The sequence below is a fragment of the Pseudomonas sp. TNT2022 ID642 genome, assembly GCF_028656995.1.
GTDB lineage: Bacteria > Pseudomonadota > Gammaproteobacteria > Pseudomonadales > Pseudomonadaceae > Aquipseudomonas.
Genome location: NZ_JAMDGW010000012.1, coordinates 158810 through 180325 on the forward strand (window position 1 = coordinate 158810; position 21516 = coordinate 180325).

At 59.8% G+C, this 21516-nt stretch carries 19 protein-coding genes; 12 read left to right on the forward strand and 7 right to left on the reverse strand.

Annotated features, from left to right (window positions below; translation table 11 throughout):
- Window positions 1–6 precede the first annotated feature (6 nt).
- Window positions 7–2292: a hypothetical protein gene (locus M5G26_RS12965; RefSeq protein WP_273915599.1), complete on the forward strand. Its 2286-nt coding sequence runs from the start codon at window positions 7–9 to the stop codon at window positions 2290–2292.
- A 72-nt stretch (window positions 2293–2364) separates the two neighbouring features.
- On the opposite strand, the gene M5G26_RS12970 is transcribed toward M5G26_RS12965, so the two are convergent.
- The 5 genes from M5G26_RS12970 to M5G26_RS12990 form a co-directional block, all read right to left on the reverse strand.
- On the reverse strand, window positions 2365–3630 hold the full coding sequence (locus M5G26_RS12970; protein ID WP_273915600.1) for an NAD(P)/FAD-dependent oxidoreductase: 1266 nt from the start codon (window positions 3628–3630) through the stop codon (window positions 2365–2367).
- Complete coding sequence (locus M5G26_RS12975) at window positions 3620–5212, reverse strand: aldehyde dehydrogenase (NADP(+)) (protein ID WP_273915601.1); 1593 nt, start codon at window positions 5210–5212, stop codon at window positions 3620–3622. Before M5G26_RS12975 ends, M5G26_RS12970 begins: the two co-directional genes overlap by 11 nt.
- Window positions 5213–5283: 71 nt before the next feature.
- Entirely contained in the window at window positions 5284–6231 is a 948-nt protein-coding gene (locus M5G26_RS12980; RefSeq protein WP_273915602.1) for a dihydrodipicolinate synthase family protein, read from the reverse strand.
- A 55-nt stretch (window positions 6232–6286) separates the two neighbouring features.
- Window positions 6287–7213, reverse strand: coding sequence for a 4-hydroxyproline epimerase (locus tag M5G26_RS12985; protein WP_273915603.1), 927 nt, complete (start codon window positions 7211–7213; stop codon window positions 6287–6289).
- Window positions 7214–7235: 22 nt separating this feature from the next.
- Entirely contained in the window at window positions 7236–8861 is a 1626-nt protein-coding gene (locus tag M5G26_RS12990) for an APC family permease (protein ID WP_273915604.1), read from the reverse strand.
- Between the two features lie 231 nt (window positions 8862–9092).
- Here M5G26_RS12990 and M5G26_RS12995 point away from each other — a divergent pair, with 231 nt between their 5' ends.
- Window positions 9093–9863, forward strand: coding sequence for an AraC family transcriptional regulator (locus M5G26_RS12995; RefSeq protein WP_123593317.1), 771 nt, complete (start codon window positions 9093–9095; stop codon window positions 9861–9863).
- Between the two features lie 112 nt (window positions 9864–9975).
- Here M5G26_RS12995 and M5G26_RS13000 read toward each other — a convergent pair whose 3' ends face one another.
- Window positions 9976–10572, reverse strand: coding sequence for a LysE family translocator (locus tag M5G26_RS13000; protein ID WP_273915605.1), 597 nt, complete (start codon window positions 10570–10572; stop codon window positions 9976–9978).
- A 55-nt stretch (window positions 10573–10627) separates the two neighbouring features.
- Entirely contained in the window at window positions 10628–11464 is an 837-nt protein-coding gene (locus M5G26_RS13005; RefSeq protein WP_273915606.1) for an AraC family transcriptional regulator, read from the reverse strand.
- A 137-nt stretch (window positions 11465–11601) separates the two neighbouring features.
- Here M5G26_RS13005 and M5G26_RS13010 point away from each other — a divergent pair, with 137 nt between their 5' ends.
- The 10 genes from M5G26_RS13010 (at window position 11602) to catA (ending at window position 21061) form a co-directional block, all read left to right on the forward strand.
- Window positions 11602–11877 (forward strand): hypothetical protein, encoded by a 276-nt coding sequence (locus M5G26_RS13010; RefSeq protein ID WP_273915608.1) that lies wholly within the window; start codon window positions 11602–11604, stop codon window positions 11875–11877.
- A 67-nt stretch (window positions 11878–11944) separates the two neighbouring features.
- Window positions 11945–12868, forward strand: coding sequence for a bifunctional helix-turn-helix transcriptional regulator/GNAT family N-acetyltransferase (locus M5G26_RS13015; RefSeq protein ID WP_273915610.1), 924 nt, complete (start codon window positions 11945–11947; stop codon window positions 12866–12868).
- Between the two features lie 881 nt (window positions 12869–13749).
- Entirely contained in the window at window positions 13750–14706 is a 957-nt protein-coding gene (locus M5G26_RS13020; protein WP_273915612.1) for an AraC family transcriptional regulator, read from the forward strand.
- Between the two features lie 157 nt (window positions 14707–14863).
- Entirely contained in the window at window positions 14864–16219 is a 1356-nt protein-coding gene (gene benA / locus M5G26_RS13025; RefSeq protein ID WP_273915613.1) for a benzoate 1,2-dioxygenase large subunit, read from the forward strand.
- On the forward strand, window positions 16219–16707 hold the full coding sequence (gene benB / locus M5G26_RS13030; RefSeq protein ID WP_273915614.1) for a benzoate 1,2-dioxygenase small subunit: 489 nt from the start codon (window positions 16219–16221) through the stop codon (window positions 16705–16707). The genes benA and benB overlap by 1 nt, the downstream gene beginning before the upstream one ends.
- A gap of 20 nt (window positions 16708–16727) precedes the next feature.
- On the forward strand, window positions 16728–17741 hold the full coding sequence (gene benC, locus M5G26_RS13035) for a benzoate 1,2-dioxygenase electron transfer component BenC (protein WP_150692795.1): 1014 nt from the start codon (window positions 16728–16730) through the stop codon (window positions 17739–17741).
- Between the two features lie 20 nt (window positions 17742–17761).
- Window positions 17762–18523, forward strand: a complete 762-nt coding sequence (locus tag M5G26_RS13040; protein ID WP_273915615.1) for a 1,6-dihydroxycyclohexa-2,4-diene-1-carboxylate dehydrogenase — start codon at window positions 17762–17764, stop codon at window positions 18521–18523.
- A gap of 23 nt (window positions 18524–18546) precedes the next feature.
- Complete coding sequence (locus tag M5G26_RS13045; protein WP_273915616.1) at window positions 18547–19668, forward strand: muconate cycloisomerase family protein; 1122 nt, start codon at window positions 18547–18549, stop codon at window positions 19666–19668.
- Between the two features lie 15 nt (window positions 19669–19683).
- Complete coding sequence (gene catC / locus M5G26_RS13050; protein WP_273915617.1) at window positions 19684–19974, forward strand: muconolactone Delta-isomerase; 291 nt, start codon at window positions 19684–19686, stop codon at window positions 19972–19974.
- 169 nt (window positions 19975–20143) lie between these two features.
- Window positions 20144–21061, forward strand: coding sequence for a catechol 1,2-dioxygenase (gene catA, locus M5G26_RS13055; protein ID WP_273915618.1), 918 nt, complete (start codon window positions 20144–20146; stop codon window positions 21059–21061).
- The last annotated feature ends 455 nt before the right edge of the window (window positions 21062–21516 follow it).

The window sequence follows — 21516 nt, forward strand, 5'->3', positions numbered from 1 at the left end:
GGAAGTATGTCCAGGGACGAAGGTGAGCTCGGCGAGCAAGATGGCGTGAATGCCGGTTATGCGGTGTTCCAGCTCTCACGAGCGTTGATTGCTACACAGCGCGACGCTGACCCTCAGGCACGCAAGCGAGTGGAGCGCTGGCAGCGGGTGGTCGAACACCTTATGCAGGGCAGCGCACAATACGGTTCACGCGTGCCGTTCGCCGATTTGCCGCCGTGGGTCACGCTGGACGTGGCGACGGGTGGATTTGCCACCGGGCAACTTCTGGCCGGTGGCGCTTTGACTGCCTATGAGCGCCAGTTAGCCGTGTCGATCCCCGGCATTCGTGCCGGGCATGAAAGGTTCGATCTCAACGTCTGGCACCTCTCCGATGTGGGCGTCGCAACGCTGCAAGAGCGTTTGGCGAAAGGCACCTATCAGATTGATGTTGCGGAGGAAGCCGCGCTGCTGACAGTGTCATGGTTTTTGCGGCATCAGCGTACTGACGAGGCGCGAACGCTGATCGAGCAGATCGCGCCTTTCTTCGATCGCCTGCGTTTCTTCCCGACTGCCGTTGACGAGCCGCCGATTTCCACGGCTGAGGTGCATGTTTTTGATAGTGCCAGTGTCAGGCAGCGGCTGAACCGGCAACTGGCTCAACCGCGTCTGGCCGTCCAGAAGCATGTAGTTGAAAATCGTCTGCCTCTCTACGACGCTGCAGTCTCACTGTTTCTTTTGACCTGTCAGGATGGCTGGCCTTGCAGACATTTTCCTGAAGGCTGGTTCGAACGCGCAACGGCACTCGGCGCGCAGATCGATCGGACCTGTAGTGCTGAATACCGCAGCAACGGTCCCTTCAAGACCCGGGCCGCGGAACTGTTTGCGTTGCTCGGTCAGTGTTTGCGTGATCAAGCATCATTGACGGGCCGCCAGGTCGGTCGCATCCGGCGCATTGTTGATGACTTTGTGGCCAAACACGGGCATCCCGAGTCCGCCGCACATTCCCTTAAACGAGCAGAGCAGCGCCAACATGTGGCGGCCCCCGGGCATCATTTGATCGCCCGGGCTGTCTCGGCACGTCTGGCAAATTACCCGGGTTCGGACGGCATCAGTGACTTTTCGCCGTTGCTTGAACCGATCACCGATGAGGAGGCGAATCGTCACCGGCTGCCCCTTGGGGTGATAATTCCGCCTGCTGTTCGCCGACGCCTTGAGCGTTGCCGCAAGGGAACCATCGCCGAGTTGATTGATCATGGCTTGATCTCATCCGCCGATACCGTGGCGCAGGTTCTGCCTGCAATGACAGCGCAAATCTGTAGCAGCGTATACCGGGACGGGATGCTGCAGTCGTTGGCGGGGGCGACGTATCGCGCCTTCCGTCGTCGGCGCTCGTTGCTGCTGCTTAACCTGCAAAGTCAGGTCAAAATTGCCGAGCTGCCGTGGGTCGCGGCTTTAGAGGGTGAGCGTGAGGCGAGTGCTATTTCCGCCACGGGTGCCAGGCAGGCGTTGGTCGAGGCCTCTGCAATGACCCTGTCGGCGTTTCCGCAGGCCATTCTTCCGAACAAGCTTCTGCAGGAGTTTGTTTCACTGGCTGAAACGGCGAAGCTGGATCTTCCTTTCGTCGATGAGGTGGCGGCTGACATTTTCATGGGCGCGTTCTCCAACAAGTTCGCGAGAGCGGCCAGGCAATCGGCCAGATTTATGGCCGGGACGCTTTACGCTCGTTATTACGACATTGATACGGATGGCCTGGCAGGCCTTCCCGATCAGCGCCGATCTCGGCGCAGAAGCAACAGCCGTGATGCGTTGGCGACGCTGTGCGCACAGCGGGCAAACGCCACCTTTGGCACGTGGCGGCCAGCGGTCAACGGTACGATCCTCGAACAGCAGCAGATTCTGACGACGCAAAACCTCGCGCTCCTGTTCGGCGATTTGAACCTGAAAACACTGCTGCATCATCGTTTGAGCGCGCTGGCGCAGGCGTGCTTCGAGTGGATTTGCAAGCGGCAACAAATGCACATCACGCATTACCATGCACGTCTGGTGATGTTAAAGAACACGGCGTATGCCTGGCGTCAGATGATGTTTTACTTGTCGATGCTGGATGGCGAGTTGTTGCGTGCTGCGCTCGACAGCCTCGAGTCGCATTTCGCAGCGCAGTCCAGCGAATTCCGCGAAAGGTTTCTGCCTGTCATGATTGGCTTGCGTGTTGCCGCGGCCGGGCATCGGCTGACCCTGAGTCGCCAGAAAGATGAGGGGGCAAGGGTTTTTCTAGGATGGACCACTGAGCGACACTGGTTAATGCCTTTGTAACGTCTTTCGTTCTGCCAGTGCACGGCTGCAAGCCTGCGCCGGAATGCAGGCTTGTGGGTCAGAGACTTCCTTTCAGAAACGATCGAGCCTGTAATGTTCGTTGAGTGGTAGCCTGCAGGCCTCTTTTGCCGCCGCAGGCAAAGCCATCCGCACCACCATCTCCGCCGTCACCGCTGCCTGCGTCAGCCCCAGATGCTGATGCCCAAACGCAAGCAACACCTTGCCTTCACAAACCTGATCAATCACCGGCAATGAATCCGGCAACGACGGTCGAAAACCCATCCACGGCGTCGCCGCTTCAGCACTCAGATCCTTGCGAAACAAGCCCTGACTCAACCGGTGCAGTTGCCACGCGCGTTCCATGCTCGGTGGCTTTTCCAGTCCGGCGAACTCGACGGTGCCGGCCAGGCGCAAGCCTTCGGACATCGGCGTCATGATGAACTTGCGTTCCAGCGAGGTGACGGGGAAGGGCAGTCGGTCGTGTTCCTGCGGCAGCATCAGGTGGTAACCGCGCTCAGTGTCCAGCGGTACTTTTTTGCCGGTGAGGGCGGCGGTGAGTTTCGCCGAGTGTGCGCCGCAGGCGATCAGCACGCGACTTGCAGTCAGAGCGCCATTGCCAGTGGTCAGCGTGACGCCGTGCTCCTGCACGTAGCCGCCCTGAACCTGTTGCTGGACAAAGCTCACACCACTGGACTTCGCCGCTTCGACTAGTTCCCACACCACGCGATACGGATCGATGAAATGCCCGGTGCGCGGGAAGAACAGGCCGCCCTGAATCTGTTCGCTGAGTTGCGGCGCCGTGTCGCGTATGGCACCGGCCTGCCAGAGGTCGACCGGCACTTGCTGGTGATGCATTCGGGCCTGTAATGCCTGGATCGCCTGACGCGACTCCGGCCGTTCGAACACCAGCAACGAGCCATCGATCTTCAGCAAGTCCGGCCGCTGGATGTCGGCGAGCAGGCGCTGCCAGGCCTCAAGACTGCTTTCATTGAGCGCACGCAAGCCTGCTACGGTGTTCTGAAAAGGCGCCGGGCGCAGATTCAGCAGCAACCGCGTAAACCATGGCAGGGCGCGCGGCAGGTATTTCCAGTCCAGCCTCAGTGGTCCCATCGGATCCATCAGCATGGCCGGCAGGCGCTTGAGGATGGACGCGTCTGCAATCGGAAACACCTGCTCGGTCGCCAGATGCCCGGCGTTACCGAACGAGGCGCCATGGCCGGGTTGCTGCTGATCGATGACGACCACGCGCAACCCTTGGCGAGCCAGGCGCAGTGCGCAGGCGACGCCGATGATGCCGGCGCCGACTACAGCGATGTCGTGGGAGACGTTATTGGTCATGGTGCTGCGCTTCCCTTTGCCCATCGAGCAGACGCCGCAATTGCAGCGGATTGCCGTGTTTCAGTGCGTCAGGCAACAAGCTGTCGGGGAAATCCTGATAGCACACCGGGCGCAGAAAACGCAGGATCGCCGCTGTACCGACGGATGTCGTGCGCGAGTCGGACGTGGCCGGGAAGGGCCCGCCATGCACCATCGCGTCACACACCTCGACCCCGGTGGGCCAGCCGTTGACCAGCAAGCGACCGGCCCTGCGCTCGAGCGTCGGCAGCAATGTACGCGCCTGTTCCAGGTCTTGGTCATCCAGATGCAATGTCGCGGCCAACTGGCCTTCCAGATGTTCGGTGACCTGGTGGATTTCAGCCTCACTGCGGCATTGCACGATCAGCGCAGCTGCACCGAAGGCTTCGGCTTGCAGGCGGTGATCGGCGAGAAAGTCGGCGGCTTCGGTCACGAATACACGGGCCTGACATTGGTTCGGGCCGTTGCCGCTCTGACCAACACCGGCGATGTTCGCGCTGGCATTCTCGGCCAGTGCATTCACGGCAGACTCGTAAGCACTGAAGATGCCCGGTGTCAGCATCGTCTGCGCCGGACTGCGTTGAATGAGTTCGGTGGTGGCGGCGATAAACTTGTCCAGCGCCGGTCCTTTCAAGGCAATCACCAAGCCCGGATTGGTGCAGAACTGACCTGCGCCCAGTGTCAGCGACGCCACAAACCCTTCAGCCAGCGCCTGCGTGCGATTATCCAGCGCCGTCGGAAACAGCAGCACCGGGTTGATCGAGCTCATTTCCGCATACACCGGAATCGGTTCGGGTCTGGCCTGCGCCGCTTGAATCAACGCCAGACCACCGCTGCGCGAACCGGTGAAGCCCACTGCTTTGATCCGTGGATTCGTGACCAGCGCAATGCCCACTTCACGGCCAGAACCGTACAACAAGGAAAACACACCGTCCGGCAAGCCACAGGCTTTTACCGCCCGAGCGACCGCGCGGCCGACCAGTTCGCTGGTGCCGGGATGGGCACTGTGCGCCTTGACGATCACCGGACAACCGGCGGCCAGTGCCGATGCGGTGTCACCGCCCGCTACTGAAAACGCCAGCGGAAAATTGCTCGCACCAAATACCGCGACCGGCCCTAGGGCAATCTGCCGTTGACGCAGATCCGCGCGCGGCAGCGGTTGGCGCTGCGGCTGCGCGCTATCGACGCGCACGTCCAGCCATTCACCGGCGCGAACCGTGCGGGCGAACATTCTTAATTGTTGGCACGTACGCCCGCGTTCGCCCAGTAACCGTGCATGCGGCAGACCGCTTTCGGCATGGGCACGGTCAATCAGTTCATCGCCGAGGGCTTCGATTTCCTTGGCAATGCTTTCAATAAATTCGGCGCGGACACTCAGGGTAGTTTCGCGATAAACATCGAACGCTGCCCAAGCCAGCGCGCAGGCCTGTTCGACATGCTCCGTCGATCCTCCGGCATACGCCGGTTCCAGCGCTTCATTCGTGGCCGGATTGATCCCGCGAATAGCCTCGCGATTACCCGCAACCGAGTGCTGCCCGATCAGCATGTGGCCCGTCAGAGTCATGGTGTCTTCCTGATGAAAAGGGAAATGCCTGCCGCGTAGCACTACGCATCGCGGCAGGTGAGGCTGAGGTGTCAGGCGAAGTTCTGTTCCGCCGACCAGTTCTCGTACCAGTGACGGAACAGCGAATACTGCTTCTCGGCATAGCGCCGTTGCGAATCGCTCAACGCATCGGTTTCGTTGAAGTGCAGGGTGTATTCCTTGTCGCCGTTGAGCACCATCAGGTGTTTGTAATACAGCACCAGATCGCAGCCTTCATCGAACGACGACAACACCGCCAGTGCCGATTCCAGCTCCCGCGCCTGACGACGGGCCTTGGCATCTCCTTGTGCGGCCTTCTTGCTCAGCGCCACCAATTGCAGCACTTCGCGGGGCAGGGCGTTGCCGATACCGGTGATCGCGCCGGTGGCGTTGCAGTTGACGAAACCGTGCACCACTTGCGTGTCGACGCCGACCATCAAGGTCACGTCATCGTCCTTGGAGGTGATGTTTTCGGCGGCGTAACGCAGGTCAGCCCCACCGCCGAACTCCTTGAAGCCGATCAGGTTCGGGTGCTCGCGGCGCAGTTCGAAGAACAGGTCGGCGCGGGTGGCGAAGCCGTAGTAAGGGCTGTTGTAGATCACTGCTGGAAGGTTCGGTGCGGCTTGCAGAATCGCGGCGAAGTGGGCTTTTTGCGCAGTCGCCGAAGCACCACGGGACAGTACGCGCGGAATCACCATCAAACCCTGCGCGCCGACTTTCGCTGCGTGCGCCGCATGGGAAACCGCTTCGCGTGAGTTCACCGCGCCGGTGCCGACGATGGTTGGAATTCCGGCGGCCACCAGACGCGCCACGCCTTCCTGACGCTCAGCCTCGGTGAGCAACGGCCAGTCGCCCATCGAGCCGCAATAAACCACGGCGCTCATGCCGATATCGATCAGCTCGCGTCCTTTGGCCACCAACGCGTCGAAGTCCGGTTTGCGCTGGGCGGTGCACGGGGTCATCAGGGCCGGCATGCAACCGGTGAAGATGTTGTCGCTCATTGTTTTAACTCCTTGGCACATCATTCAAATTGAGGTGAAAAGTCAGCGCGGTGGCTCAAATGCCCCAGGCGAACGGGTCTGCTTCGTCGATCAGCAAGGTGCTGTCGGCGGTCATGTAAGCGCGGCCGGTGATGAACGGGCGGATTCGCTCGCCGTCCCATTCGAAGCGGCCTTCGAACTGGCTGCCGGTGATGCTCGCCTGCACCCAGGTGGCGCCGGGTTGCAGCTTGTCGTCGGCCGCGAGGCAGGCGAGTTTGGCGCTGGTGCCGGTGCCGCACGGGGAGCGGTCGTAGGCTTTGCCGGGGCACATGACGAAGTTGCGGCTGTCGGCCTGATCGTCATCGGCGAACAGTTCGATGTGATCGATAACGGCACCGTCTTCGCCGAAAATGCCTTGGTCTTCGAGGGCTTTGAGCATCGCCCAGGTGTAAGCGGTGAGGTGTTCGACGTTGTCCATGGTCAGCGTCTGGCCGTGCTCGGAGACGAGGAAAAACCAGTTGCCGCCGTAGGCGATATCGCCCAATAAGCGGCCGTAACCCGGGACATCCACCGGCACTTGTTTGCGATGGCGGTAGGCGGGTACGTTGCCTAAAGTCACCGATCCGTCCTCATGCAGCGTGGCGCTGACCGGGCCGACGGGCGTGTCGATCTTGTGCACGCCCGGTTCGATTCGCCCCAGGTAATGCAACGAATTGATCAGGCCGATGGTGCCGTGGCCGCACATGCCCAGATAACCGGCGTTGTTGAAGAAGATCACCCCGCAGGTGGCATCCGCTGAGACCGGCTCGCAATACAGGGCGCCGACCAGCACATCGTTGCCGCGCGGTTCCAGCAGGCAGGCGCGGCGCCATTGATCATGCTGAGTGCGCAGGGCATCGCGTTTTTCTACCATGCTGTTGCCGGGCAGCTCGGGGAAGCCGTTCATCACCAGGCGTGTCGGTTCACCGCCGGTGTGGGAATCAATCACGTGTACTCGTTTCATGAACATGTCCCTTTGGATGATTTCAGTAGGCGCCGGCAGGGCGCGCAGCCACGGTCGAGGCGGGGGCGGCGACTTCGCTTTCCTCATCGTCCTCTTCAAGACGCAGCAGATGCGCCGGTACACCGGTCGCTGCGCCCCAGTAATAAATGCCGGTGGCGCAAGCAGCGACGACGATGGTGTCGAACGGATGAGCGAGGATGCCCAGGCCACCAAAGGTGCCGAGTTTCGACAGCACGATGGTCACCGCGTAGAAGGCGATCAACCACGCCGAGGAGCGCACTTGGCTGGCCAGATTGAGGTGAGCGGTCGGCACGAAACGGCCGCACAGCAGATAGACGACGAACATCAGGATTTGCAGGCCGAGCAGCCACGACACGGTGTTCCAGCCCGACCAGTAGACGATCAGCGCGGCGATGATGAACGACACCGGCCCGAGCAGACCCATGCACTTGACCCGGAACGGGCGCGGCATGTCTGGCGCATTGCGGCGCAGCGCGGCCACCGACACGGGTGCCACGGCGTAGCTCAACACCAGCGCAGCGGAAACCACATTGATCAGCGCTTCCCACGACGGGAACGGCAAGGTCCAGAACACCGACAGGGCGAAAGTCAGCCACAGCGCCGGGCGCGGGATGCCGGACTTTTCATCGATGTGGGTGAAGACCTTGAAGAAGGTGCCGGTCTGCGCCCAGCCGTAGATCACGCGGGGGGTGGCGTTCATGTAGATGTTGCCGCAGCCGCTCGGCGAGATCACCGCATCGGCGACCACCAGCCAGGCCAGCCAACCCACACCCAGTGCCAGTGCGATGTCGCGGTACGGCAGGGAAAATTCCTTGCTGATACCGGCCCAGCCATTGGCGAGCATTTCCGTCGGGATGCTGCCGAGAAAGGCCATTTGCAGCAGTACATAAATCAGCGTCGACAGCAGCACCGAGAGGATCAGTGCGATGGGAATGGTGCGCTGTGGATTCTTCACTTCACTGGCCACCGAGATGATCGGCGTCAGCCCCAGGTAAGCGAAAATCACGCCGCCCGCCGACACTGCCATTTCGATACCGGACAAGCCGAACGGGGCGAAACCCTGCACGTGGAAGTTGGCCGGTTTGAAGAAGCTGAACAGCACACCGATCACCAGCAACGGCACGATGAATTTGAATACGCTGACCAGATTATTCGCCTTGGCGAAGGTCTTCACGCTGCGGTAGTTGAGCAGGAAAAACACGCACAGAAGGCCGAACTGCACCAGCCAGCCGAGAATCGTCGGATCGCCGCTGCCAGCTTTGGTCAGCTCGGGAAACCACGCTGCTGCGTATTGGCGTGAGGCAACCACTTCGATCGCCACCAGGCTGGAAAACGCAATCAGGGTAATGAAGCCCATCAAGTAGCCGAGCAGCGGCCCGTGGGAGTAAACCGGATAGCGCACCACACCGCCGGCTCGCGGCAATGCAGCGCCCAGCTCGCAATAGACGATGCCCAGCAACAACACGGCAAAACCGCCCAGCAGCCAGGAAAAAATTCCCGCCGGCCCGGCGATGGCGGACACATGACTGGCCGCGAACAACCAGCCGGAACCGAAGATTGCCCCCAGCCCGATAAATGTGAGGTCGATCAGTGAAAGCTGTTTTTTGAACTTGCCTTGGCCTGACATGGCATCGCCTTCTTGTGAGTTATTGGATAGGCAGTTGTGTCACTCGGACGGCCAGACTTTGAACTCATCAACGGTGTGGCGATTGATGTTTTGTGGTGGCTTCGATGACGAAATCAGCACAATAGCGCTGGCGAAACGTGGCCCTCGACAGGTCTTGAGCGATGCTGCAATCTGCACGCGAAGGCCCCATGGCGGGCGCTTCGTCCATTCACGTTACGAGGGGATTGTTTGATGCAACAGGCGTTCTCGATCCTGTCTCAAGGCATTGATGGGCATCGTCCGCAGACGCTGGAGGAGTTGTTGGCCGGTGCGGCGCTGTTGTTGCCGATGCTCGATGTGATCCCCAACGCGGCGATTTTCATCAAGGATGTGCAGGCCCGTTACGTGCTCGCGAATCGCACGCTGGTGCAGCGCTGTGGCTTGAAGGATTTGCGTCCGTTACTGGGCAAGACCAGCGCGCAGGTGTTCCCGGCGCAACTCGGGCCGGGCTACACCGAGCAGGATCGCAAGGTGCTGGAGGAGGGCTTTGTGCTGGAGGATCAGCTCGAACTGCATCTGTATGGCAGTCGCGAACCGGGTTGGTGCTTGACGCACAAGCAGCCGCTGTACAACCGTGACGGGGTGATCATTGGTCTGGCGGGCATTTCGGTGGACCTGCAATCGGCCAGTGAAACCCATCCGGCGTTCGAGCGGCTGGCGGCAGTCGATGAGCACATCCGCGCGAATTTCAATCGACGCGTCACCCTCGGTGAACTGACCCGCATCGCCGGTATTTCAGTCGCGCAACTGGAGCGTTACTGCAAACGCGTGTTCCACCTGACACCACGGCAGATGATCCAGAAAGTACGCCTCGAACACGCGCACCGCTTGCTGCACACCGACCTGCCGATTACCGATGTGGCGCTGCAATGCGGCTACACCGATCACAGCGCTTTTACCCGCCAGTTCAAGGCGTCTACCGGGTTTACTCCGCGTGAGTATCGGCAGGCCACCTCACCCTGATGAAATGGTATTGAAGCGCTATATAGGAGCTGCCGAAGGCTGCGATCTTTTGATTCTGTTTTTTAAGATCAAGATCAACAGATCGCAGCCTTCGGCAGCTCCTACAGTGGAGTTACTTCAGGACAGTCAGCCATGCCGAGAGCAGTAACAACAGCGCGAGTACTGCGTTCATCCGCTTGAACGCCTTTGGCGATCCCATCAACCGCGCACTGCCCACACCCAGCAACGCCCACAACGTCATGCACGGCAATGACACCAGCAAAAACGCCAGCGACAGCACCAGCAGCCGCAAGGTCTTGTCATCACCGCCGACAAACACGCTGACCACCGCCACGGCCATCATCCACACCTTGGGGTTGACCAGTTGCAACATGGCCGCGCCCAGCACGCTGAAACCTTCCTCCTGTGCATCGTCCGGATTCAGCGATGGCGGCGCGCCGCGAAAGATCTGCCACGCCAGCCAGCTCAACCAGAGCACACCGCCCCAGGCCATGGCTTGCTGCACGCGCGGGTAGCGCAGCAAGGTTTCGCCGGCACCGAGGCCGACCACCAATACAATCAGTGCCGCCGCCGCGCAGGCGCCAAAAATGATCGGCAACGTGGCGAGCAGGCCTTGGCGCGAACTGTGGCTCAACACCAGAATATTGGTCGGCCCCGGCGTGATCGAGGCAACGAAAGCAAACAGCAGAAAGGGCAGTAATGACGCCATGATCCGGATTCCCTGAAAATGAAAACAGGCATCCATGATCGCCAGTTGACGTGCGTCAGTCTGGAAGGTTTGAGCAGCGCTTGCGGTAGTCGGCGGGAGTGAGTTGGTAGGCCCGGCGGAACCAGCGCCCAAGGTGACTCTGATCAGCAAAACCGAGCACGCTGGCGACCTGCGCCGGCGTTTCACCCCGAGCCAGTAACTGCCGCGCCTTGGCCAAGCGCAGCTGGATCAGGTACGCGTGCGGCGCCAGGCCAAAAGCAGACTTGAAGGCGCGGCTGAGACGAAAACGGTCCACTCCGCAGACCCGCGCGAGATCATCGAGACCGATATCTTCATAGGTGTGCGCGTGGAGATAATCCCGCGCCAGTTGCGCCACCAACGGCAGGCGCGGATCGAAAGCCTGGCGCTTACGCCAGTCGAGATGGCGCGTGAGCGAGCTCAGCAAGCCATCGACGGCGGTCTGCCGGACGATGCGCAGATCACCGTCATGCAACGCATGGAAAGCGTGACTGATCGCAGTAGCCAAACGCGGATCCTGACTCAGCGTGTCGGCAAAACCGGGCTGGCTGTCGGACGGTGCGTCTTCGAACAGCGCATGCATTTCACGCTCAAGCCAATGCGGATCGAGGTAGAGCATCGAATAGGTAAAACCCTCCTCGGTCGGGGCTTGCCCATCGTGGATTTCCCCCGGCTCCAGCAGGAACACGTTGCCCGGCGTACTGCGATGGCGCATGCGGCGGCAATTGAACTGCTGAACACCTTGCTCGGTGACGCCGACGAGAAAACTGTCATGCCAGTGCGGATCGTAGGCATGGCCCTCGAAGTGAGCGCGAATCGACTCAATCCCGGTGTCGACATCCTGGGACAGCTCGATCCAGTTGCGTTTATCCACGAAGGCTCCAGAGTTCGCCAATGAAAGGTGCGGCCCCATAAAATACCGCGCAACGGTGAAGGGCGTTTAGAAGATTTGTGCAGTTGAGGGGGCTAGACTCTGTAGGTCACGATCCCTTTGGCGGCAGGTGAAATACGATGCTCAACCGATGCTCGCTCTGGGGCGTGCTCACCTTGATCGGCCTAAGCCTGGCGCTGACCGCAGGCTGCTCCAGCCGAAAACACTATCCACCGTCGAGTGTGGGCGATGCCTGCTACGCGAAAGCCTTGCCGTCGGTCGGCGAGGGCGGTCTGGCCTGGGGCTCCAGTCTGAACATGGCCCGACAGAAGTCGATGAACAACTGTATTCGTTATGCCGGTCGCTCCGGGGGGACGCCGGATACCTGTCAGGTGGTGTTGGCGAAGTGCCGATAGCTTTCTATTGACATGGTTGCTTGAGGCAAATATATAGTTGCCTTAGGCAACCATCTGAGCATTCGCCATGTCCAGCAACCATCTTCTTGAGCAAGCCGACATCGTGCGCGGCTTCAATCGTTTTTACACCCATCAGATCGGCGTATTGCAGGAGCATTTGCTGCAAAGCGACTACTCGCTGACCGAGCTGCGCATCTTGTATGAATTGGCCTCGCGCGGTGACCTGACCAGCGCCGATCTGCGCCAGATGCTCGGCCTCGACGCTGGCTACATGAGTCGCATCATCAGTGGTTTCGAGAAGCGTGGCCTGATTCAGAAAGTCCCGTCGCCCACGGATGCCCGCGCTGCGCAATTGCACTTAACCGATCTGGGCCGGGAAATCCTGACTCCGCTGGAAAAGGCCTCTCGCGAGCAAATCGTCGCCATGCTCGAGCGTCTGCCCGAGCCGCAGCAGAAGCAACTGATCGGCGCCATGACGCTGATCCAGAACCTGTTGGAAGGCAGCAAGGACTCGACTTACCTGTTACGCGATCCGCAGCCCGGCGACATGGGCACGGTGATGCAACAGCAAGCCGCGCTGTATAGCCGCGAATACGGCTGGAATTCAGAGTTCGAAACACTGGTGGCCGAGGTGGTCGCCAAGTACCTGCGTGATTACGACCCTACGAGCGAGCGCTGCTGGATTGCGGAAAAGGACGGCAAGGTCATCGGCTCCGTGTTCATCGTCCGCCAGGATGAAACGACCGCCAAACTGCGCATGCTTTATGTCGACGCCAGCGCGCGGGGCTTGGGCATTGGCAGTCGTCTGGTCGAGGAGTGCCTGCGCTTTGCCCGGCAGATTGGCTACCAGAAAATGACCCTGTGGACGACCAGCAACCTGACGGCTGCACGCAAGATTTATCAGCAGGCCGGGTTTGAACTGGTGGAGGAAGAAGCGGTTCACAGCTTTGGCAAGGATCTGGTGAGTCAGACGTGGGCGCGGGCGCTGTGATCTGATTTTCATCGGTGGGTGCATTGAAAAGGCAGACGAAAAAAAACCGCCTTTGCGGGGCGGTTCTTTTGTAAACCTTGGTTTGCGACCGAGGTTTGTTGCTTCACTAGCTGCTTTAACGTTCGCTCATGGTAAGAGTCTTTGTGCCCCCTTGCAAGGTTAAAGTGCGTATGAAACTGGTTGTTTACGCTATTTCATTTCCAGAAAAAAGCTGGCAGAAATAATGGTTAACAAAACAGAAAATTACTTTTCCTGAAAGCCTTTGAATGAAGGTTATGATGCGGGCGCTCACTTGTTCAAGCAGCGATGAGGCCAGGCTGGTGACTCAACGGTTTCATGCCCTTTGACACGGTTTTGCACCCGTGCCGGAATGATGTTTCGGAGGGATTTCAACCGGCCGCCTCACTAGCTGCTTTAACGTGCAGGCTGAAGGCAAGCATGATCCGGTAAGTTTGCCGGAGGTTTGGCCCCCAGCCCTGGAGGCCAAAACGTATGAAGCTTTTGCTGCGTACGCTGAGCCTTGTATGGAGATTGTTTAAAGCTTTTCGCTTTTACGAGTTCCTGCGAGACCACTTTGACGACCTGAAGTAACGGCCGTTGAGGTGGGAGAAGCCCGTTTCAGTTTCGACTGGAACGGGCTTTTTTTAGTTCTTAAAACTGTCATAAGTAGGATTTTTCTGTAATAAGTTTTTCTGGCATGTAAGGCATTTCTTCGGCAAGTGTAGGCGTTGTTCAAAACACTCTGTAGTCCGCAAAAAGTGTTCGATTATCGAGCGCCCAAACCTTCGTCCAATTGTCCACCGTGACACTCCGGCGTACTGTGAGTCGTGATGCCTGAAACCCCGTGATCCCAAAATAACGACAACAACGAGCAATGCCCCATGGACAGCCATCTGCTGAGCGATCGCAGCAGCGTGTTCCGTCACGCTGACCCTTATGCCGTCTCCGACTACGTCAATCAGCACGTCGGCCAGCACTTCATCGGCCTGTCCAGAACCACCCATCCGCAAGCCAGCCTCAACCATCGCAAACTCGCCAATCTCGATCTGGCCCGCATCAGCTATGGCGGCAGCGTGCGCGTGACCTCCGTGGCGCTGGAGACCGTTTACCACCTGCAAGTGCTCTTGCAAGGCAATTGCCTGTGGCGCGGGCACAAGCACGAACAGCATCTGGTGCCCGGCGAGTTGTTGTTGATCAACCCGGATGATCCGGTTGATCTGACGTACTCGGAAGACTGCGAGAAATTCATCCTCAAGGTGCCGGTCAGCGTGCTCGAATCGGTGTGCAACGAGCAGCGCTGGCAGCACCCCTCCAGCGGTATCCGTTTCCTGCGCAATCACTATCGGCTGGAAGAGCTGGAAGGCTTCACCAACCTGCTCGCGATGATCTGCCAGGAAGCCGAGGCCAGCGATCCGTTGTTACGGGTACAGGAGCATTACGCGCAGATCATCGGCAGCAAACTGATCTCGCTGATGAACACCAACGTCAAACGTGAGTGCCTGAATGCGCCGAGCGTCAGTTTCGAGCGCATCCTCGATTACATCGAGCGCAATCTGAAACAGGATCTGCCGGCCGAACATCTGGCCGCACAGGCGAGCATGAGCCCGCGCTCGCTGTACGCTTTGTTCGAACGCCAGCTCGGCGTCACACCGATGCAATACATCCGCCAGCGCAAACTTGCGCGCATCCACACCTGCCTCAGCGATCCGAGCTGCCCGGTACGTAACCTCACCGAACTGGCCCTGGACTACGGTTTCCTGCACCTCGGCCGCTTCTCCGAAAGCTATCGCCAACAGTTCGGCGAATTACCGTCGCAAACCTTCAAACGCCGCCACTGAAACACCGCGCTAAGCCCTTTCCGAAACACGCCGAATCATCTGCCGCGCCATCCTGCACAAAACGGATAGCGATCTGCAGGATTCGGCTATTGCCCCGTGCATCGCCTCCCTAACCTGATCTGGCCTGAACTGAACAATAACAATGGAGGCCCCGGCCATGTCCCTGGGAATCGACTACCTCAATGCCATGCTTGAAGAAGACAAGGAGAAGGGCGCCTACCGCTGCAAGCGGGAGATGTTCACTGATCCGCGTCTGTTTGAACTGGAGATGGCGCACATCTTCGAAGGCAACTGGATTTACCTCGCCCACGAAAGCCAGATCCCCAACAACAACGATTTTCTCACCACCACCATGGGGCGCCAGCCGATCTTCATCGCGCGCAACAAGGACGGTGTGCTCAACGCGTTCCTCAATGCCTGCAGCCATCGTGGCGCCATGCTCTGTCGGCACAAGTCCGGTAACCGCTCCAGTTACACCTGCCCATTCCACGGCTGGACCTTCAACAACAGCGGCAAACTGCTCAAGGTCAAAGACCCGAGCGAAGCCGGCTACCCGCAAGGTTTCAACTGCGAAGGCTCGCATGACCTGACCAAGGTTGCGCGTTTCGAGTCCTATCGCGGCTTCCTGTTCGGCAGCCTGAATGCCGATGTGAAATCCCTCGCTGAACATCTGGGCGAGTCAGCGAAGATCATCGACATGATCGTCGATCAGTCGCCAGAAGGCTTGGAAGTGCTGCGCGGTTCCAGTTCCTACATCTACGAAGGCAACTGGAAACTCACCGCTGAAAACGGCGCCGACGGCTACCACGTCAGCTCGGTGCACTGGAACTACGCCGCCACCCAGAATCAGCGCCAACAGCGCGAAGCGCGCGAAGCGATCAAGACCATGAGCGCCGGCAGTTGGGCGAAGAAAGGCGGCGGTTTCTACTCGTTCGATCACGGCCATCTGCTGCTCTGGACCCGCTGGGCCAACCCCGAGGACCGTCCCGCTTACGAGCGCCGCGACGAACTCGCCCGGGATTTCGGTCAGGCCCGTGCCGACTGGATGATCGAAAACTCGCGCAATCTGTGCCTGTACCCCAACGTTTACTTGATGGATCAGTTCAGTTCGCAGATCCGTATCGCCCGGCCGATCTCGGTCGACAAGACCGAAATCACCATTTACTGCATCGCCCCCAAAGGCGAGAGCGCCGAGGCGCGCGCCAAACGCATTCGGCAGTACGAAGACTTCTTCAACGTCAGCGGCATGGCCACGCCGGATGATCTGGAAGAGTTTCGTTCGTGCCAGACCGGTTATGGCGCGGGTCGCGGCTGGAACGACATGTCCCGAGGCGCGACCCACTGGGTCGAAGGTGCCGACGCAGCCGCCGAAGAAATCGACCTCAAACCACTGCTCTCCGGCATGCGTACCGAAGACGAAGGCCTGTTTGTGCTGCAACACAAGTACTGGCAGGAAACCATGCTCAAGGCCGCTGCCGCCGACCCACAGTTGATCCCCGTGGAGGCCGTGTGATGAGCAACCTCTACGACACCGTGCGCGATTTTCTCTTCCGCGAAGCGCGCTATCTCGATGACGGTCAGTGGGATCAATGGCTGGATCTGTACGCCGCCGACGCCACCTTCTGGATGCCGGCCTGGGACGACAACGACACCCTCACCGAAGACCCGCAAAGCGAAATCTCGCTGATCTGGTACGGCAACCGTGGCGGCCTCGAAGACCGCATTTTCCGGATCAAGACCGAGCGCTCCAGCGCGACCATTCCCGACACCCGCACTTCGCACAACCTGAGCAACATCGAAATCGTCGAGCAGAGCGCGGACCAGTGCCTGGTGCGCTTCAACTGGCACACCCTGAGCTTTCGCTATCAGGTCACCGACAGCTACTTCGGTAGCAGTTTCTACACCCTCGATCTGCGTGGCGAACAGCCGCTGATCAAGGCCAAGAAGGTCGTGCTGAAAAACGATTACGTCCGTCAGGTCATCGACATTTATCACATCTAGTCGACACGACGAGGTGCACCATGAATTTCCAGATTGCGCTTAATTTTGAAGACGGCGTCACCCGTTTCATTGAGGCTGGCGTCCATGAAACCGTGGCCGATGCGGCGTATCGCCAAGGCATCAACATCCCGCTGGACTGCCGCGACGGCGCCTGCGGCACCTGCAAATGTTTCGCCGAGGCCGGGCGTTACGACATGGGCGACAATTTTATCGAAGACGCCTTGAGCGCCGATGAACTCGCGCAAGGTTATGTGCTGACCTGCCAGATGCGCGCCGCAAGTGATTGCGTCGTGCGAGTGCCGGCAGGCTCGCAGGTGTGCAAGACCGAACAGGCCAGTTTCCAGGCTTCGATCAGCGCTGTCCGGCAGTTGTCCGAGAGCACCATAGCCCTATCGATCAAGGGCGAAGCGCTGAGCAAACTGGCGTTTCTGCCGGGCCAGTACGTCAATCTGCAAGTGCCCGGCAGTGAGCAAAGCCGCGCTTATTCCTTCAGCTCGTTGCAGAAAAACGGTGAGGTCAGCTTCCTGATTCGCAACGTGCCCGGTGGCCTGATGAGCAGCTTCCTCACCGGGTTGGCCAAGGCCGGCGACAGCGTGAACCTGGCGGGGCCTTTGGGCAGTTTCTACCTGCGCGAGATCAAGCGGCCGCTGCTGTTGTTGGCGGGCGGCACGGGCCTGGCTCCGTTCACCGCGATGCTGGAAAAGATCGCCGAGCAGGGCAGTGATCATCCCGTGCATTTGATCTACGGCGTGACCAATGACTTCGATCTGGTTGAACTTGATCGTCTAGAGGCCTTCGCCGCCCGCATTCCGAACTTCAGTTTTGGCGCCTGTGTGGCCAACCCGCTGAGTGCGCATCCACTCAAGGGCTATGTCACCCAGCACATCGAGCCGCGCCATCTCAATGAAGGCGACGTCGACGTCTACCTATGTGGCCCGCCACCGATGGTTGAAGCGGTCAGCCAATACATTCGTGAACAGGGCATCACCCCTGCGAATTTCTACTACGAAAAATTTGCCGCTGCGGCTGCCTGAAATCCTTTTTCGAGGTTGTCATGAACAACAGATTCTCCAACAAAATCGCGCTGGTCACCGGCGCGGCGCAGGGTATCGGCCGCCGCGTCTGCGAACGCCTGCTGAACGAAGGCGCACAAGTCGTCGCCGTCGATCGCTCTGAACTGGTTCACGAACTGCAAGGCGAGGGCGTTCTCGCGCTGACCGCCGACCTTGAGCAATACGCCGATTGCGCACGGGTCATGGCCGAGGCGATCAACACCTTCGGCCGTCTCGACATCCTGATCAACAACGTCGGCGGCACGATCTGGGCCAAGCCGTTCGAGCATTACGAAGTCGAAAAGATTGAAGCGGAAGTGCGCCGCTCGCTGTTCCCGACCCTGTGGTGCTGCCACGCCGCGCTGCCGTACATGCTCAAGCAAGGACGCGGCGCCATCGTCAATGTCTCGTCGATTGCCACCCGTAGCATCAATCGCGTGCCTTACGGCGCGGCCAAGGGCGGCATCAATGCGCTGACCGCGTGCCTGGCGTTCGAGAACGCCGAGCGCGGCATTCGCGTCAACGCCACAGCTCCTGGCGGCACCGAAGCGCCGCCCCGGCGCATTCCGCGCAATGCCGCCGAACCGTCGGCGCAAGAGCAGGCCTGGTATCAGGAGATCGTCGCGCAAACCCTCGACAGCAGCCTGATGAAACGCTACGGCAGCCTCGACGAACAGGTCGGCGCGATCCTCTTTTTGGCCTCCGATGACGCCTCGTACATCACCGGCGTGACTTTGCCGGTCGGTGGCGGCGACCTCGGTTGATCACGTTTTCAAGGGACACAGACATGCAGAGAATTCCGATTGAAAGCGTATCGACGATCATCGTCGATCTGCCGACCATTCGCCCGCACAAACTGGCGATGCACACGATGCAAAAACAGATCCTGGTGATTCTTCGTCTGCGCTGCAGCGACGGTATTGAAGGCATCGGTGAAGCGACCACCATCGGTGGCCTCGCTTACGGTTATGAAAGCCCGGAAAGCATCAAGGCCAATATCGACGCGCACTTGGCGCCGGCGTTAGTGGGCATGGACGCCAACAACATCAACGCGGCGATGCAGCGGCTCGACAAGATCGCCAAGGGCAATACCTTCGCCAAGTCCGGCATCGAAAGCGCATTGCTCGACGCCCAAGGCAAGCGCCTCGGTCTGCCGGTCAGCGAGCTGCTCGGCGGCCGTGTGCGGGACTGTCTCGAAGTGGCCTGGACCCTGGCCAGCGGCGACACCGCCCGCGATATCGCCGAAGCCGAGCAGATGCTTGAAGCGCGTCGCCATCGCATCTTCAAATTGAAGATCGGTGCCAATCCGCTGGAGCAAGATCTCAAGCATGTCGTGGCGATCAAAAAAGCCTTGGGCGAGCGCGCCAGTGTGCGGGTTGACGTTAACCAGTTTTGGGACGAATCCCAGGCGATTCGCGGCTGCCAGGTGCTCGGTGACAACGGCATCGACCTGATTGAACAACCGATTTCACGGGTCAACCGTTCCGGGCAGATTCGCCTGAATCAGCGCAGTCCGGCGCCGATCATGGCCGACGAGTCGATCGAAAGCGTCGAGGATGCTTTCAGCCTCGCCGCCGACGGTGCCGCCAGTGTGTTCGCCCTGAAAATCGCCAAGAACGGCGGCCCGCGTGCCGTGCTCAGAACCGCGCAGATCGCCGAAGCCGCCGGCATCGCGCTGTACGGCGGCACCATGCTCGAAGGCTCCATCGGCACGCTGGCCTCGGCGCATGCCTTCCTCACGCTCAAGCAGCTGACCTGGGACACCGAATTGTTCGGGCCGTTGTTGCTGACCGAAGACATCGTCACTGAAACGCCGCAGTACCGCGATTTCCATCTGCACATCCCGCGAACCCCGGGCCTTGGCCTGACGCTGGATGAAGAGCGTCTGGCGCGTTTTCGTCGCCACTGAATCAGGGGAATCACCATGCTGTTCCACGTAAAAATGACCGTGAAATTGCCCGTCGATATGGACCCGCCACTGGCCACCCGGCTCAAGGCCGACGAAAAGGAACTGGCGCAACGGCTGCAACGCGACGGCGTATGGCGACACCTGTGGCGCATCGCCGGGCATTACGCCAACTACAGCGTGTTCGATGTGCCGAGCGTCGAGGCCCTGCACGACACGCTGATGCGCTTGCCGCTGTTTCCCTATATGGACATCGAGGTTGATGGCCTCTGCCGGCATCCGTCGTCGATCCACAACGACGATCGCTAAATCCCGGTCTGCCCCGAAAACCTTGTGGGAGCGAGCCTGCTCGCGAAAGCGATATGTCATTCGGCATCAATAGCGACTGATCCACCGAATTCGCGAGCAGGCTCGCTCCCACAGGTGAATGGGGGAGCCAAGAACTGCGTCGACACAACAACAAGATGAGGTAACCACCATGACCGTGAAAATTGCCCACACCGCCGAGCTGCAGAAATTCTTCAAGGAAGCCGCCGGTTTTGCCAACGACGACGGTAACTCCCGGCTGAAAACCATCGTCCTGCGTATCTTGCAGGACAGCGCCAACATCATCGAAGACCTGGAAGTCACTGACGGTGAGTTCTGGAAAGCGGTCGATTATCTCAACCGTTTGGGCGCTCGTTCCGAAGCCGGACTGCTGGTCGCCGGCCTCGGCCTTGAGCACTTCCTCGACCTGCTACAGGACGCCAAGGACGCACAGATTGGCATGACCGGCGGCACGCCACGCACCATCGAAGGCCCGCTGTACGTGGCCGGCGCGCCGTTGTGCGAAGGCGAGTGCCGCATGGATGACGGCAGCGAGGAGGGCGTCGCCACCGTGATGCTTCTTGAAGGTCAGGTGTTCGATCTGCATGGCCAGCCATTGGCCGGTGCCACGGTTGATCTGTGGCACGCCAACACCAAGGGCACGTACTCGTTTTTCGACCCGAGCCAGTCCGAGTACAACTTGCGCCGACGCATCATTACCGACGCCGAAGGCCGTTACCGCGCTCGCAGTATCGTGCCATCCGGCTATGGCTGCGACCCGCAAGGGCCTACCCAGGAATGCCTGAACCAGCTCGGCCGCCATGGTCAGCGCCCGGCCCATGTGCATTTCTTCATCAGCGCACCCGGGCATCGGCACCTGACGACGCAGATCAATCTGTCGGGTGATCAATATTTGTGGGATGACTTCGCTTATGCGACCCGTGAAGGGTTGGTCGGGGAGGTGGTGTTCTGTGAAGATGCGGTGTCGGGGCGCTATGCCGAGCTGAAGTTCGACTTCCAGTTGCAACCGGCGCCGGACGCCAGTGCCGAACAACGCAGCCAACGGCCGCGTGCGTTGCAAGACGCTTGATACCGCGTCGACTGGTTCCCTCACCCTAGCCCTCTCCCAGAGGGAGAGGGGACTGACCGAGGTGATCTTGAGTGCTACACCGACCTGAACATTTTGTACCGAATCCAACCCTGTTTTTTTCAGGTCGACGTATACCGCAAGACAACGCGGTCGGCTCCCTCTCCCCCCGGGAGAGGGCTGGGGTGAGGGGACTGACCGAGGTGATCTTGAGCGTTGCTCCGACCTGAACGTTTTGTACCGAATCCAACCCGGTCGTTCAGGTCGACGCATAACGCAAGGCAACTCTGTCGGCTCCCTCTCCCTCCGGGAGAGGGCTGGGGTGAGGGGAAATCAGGCCTAAGGTAATGCGAAAAAGATATTGGCTCAGTATTTTTAAGATCGTTTAGTTTTGTCGCAACGACGAATCAAAACGCATCAAACCGATAGACCCCCGATTGCCATGACGGCACACGCTG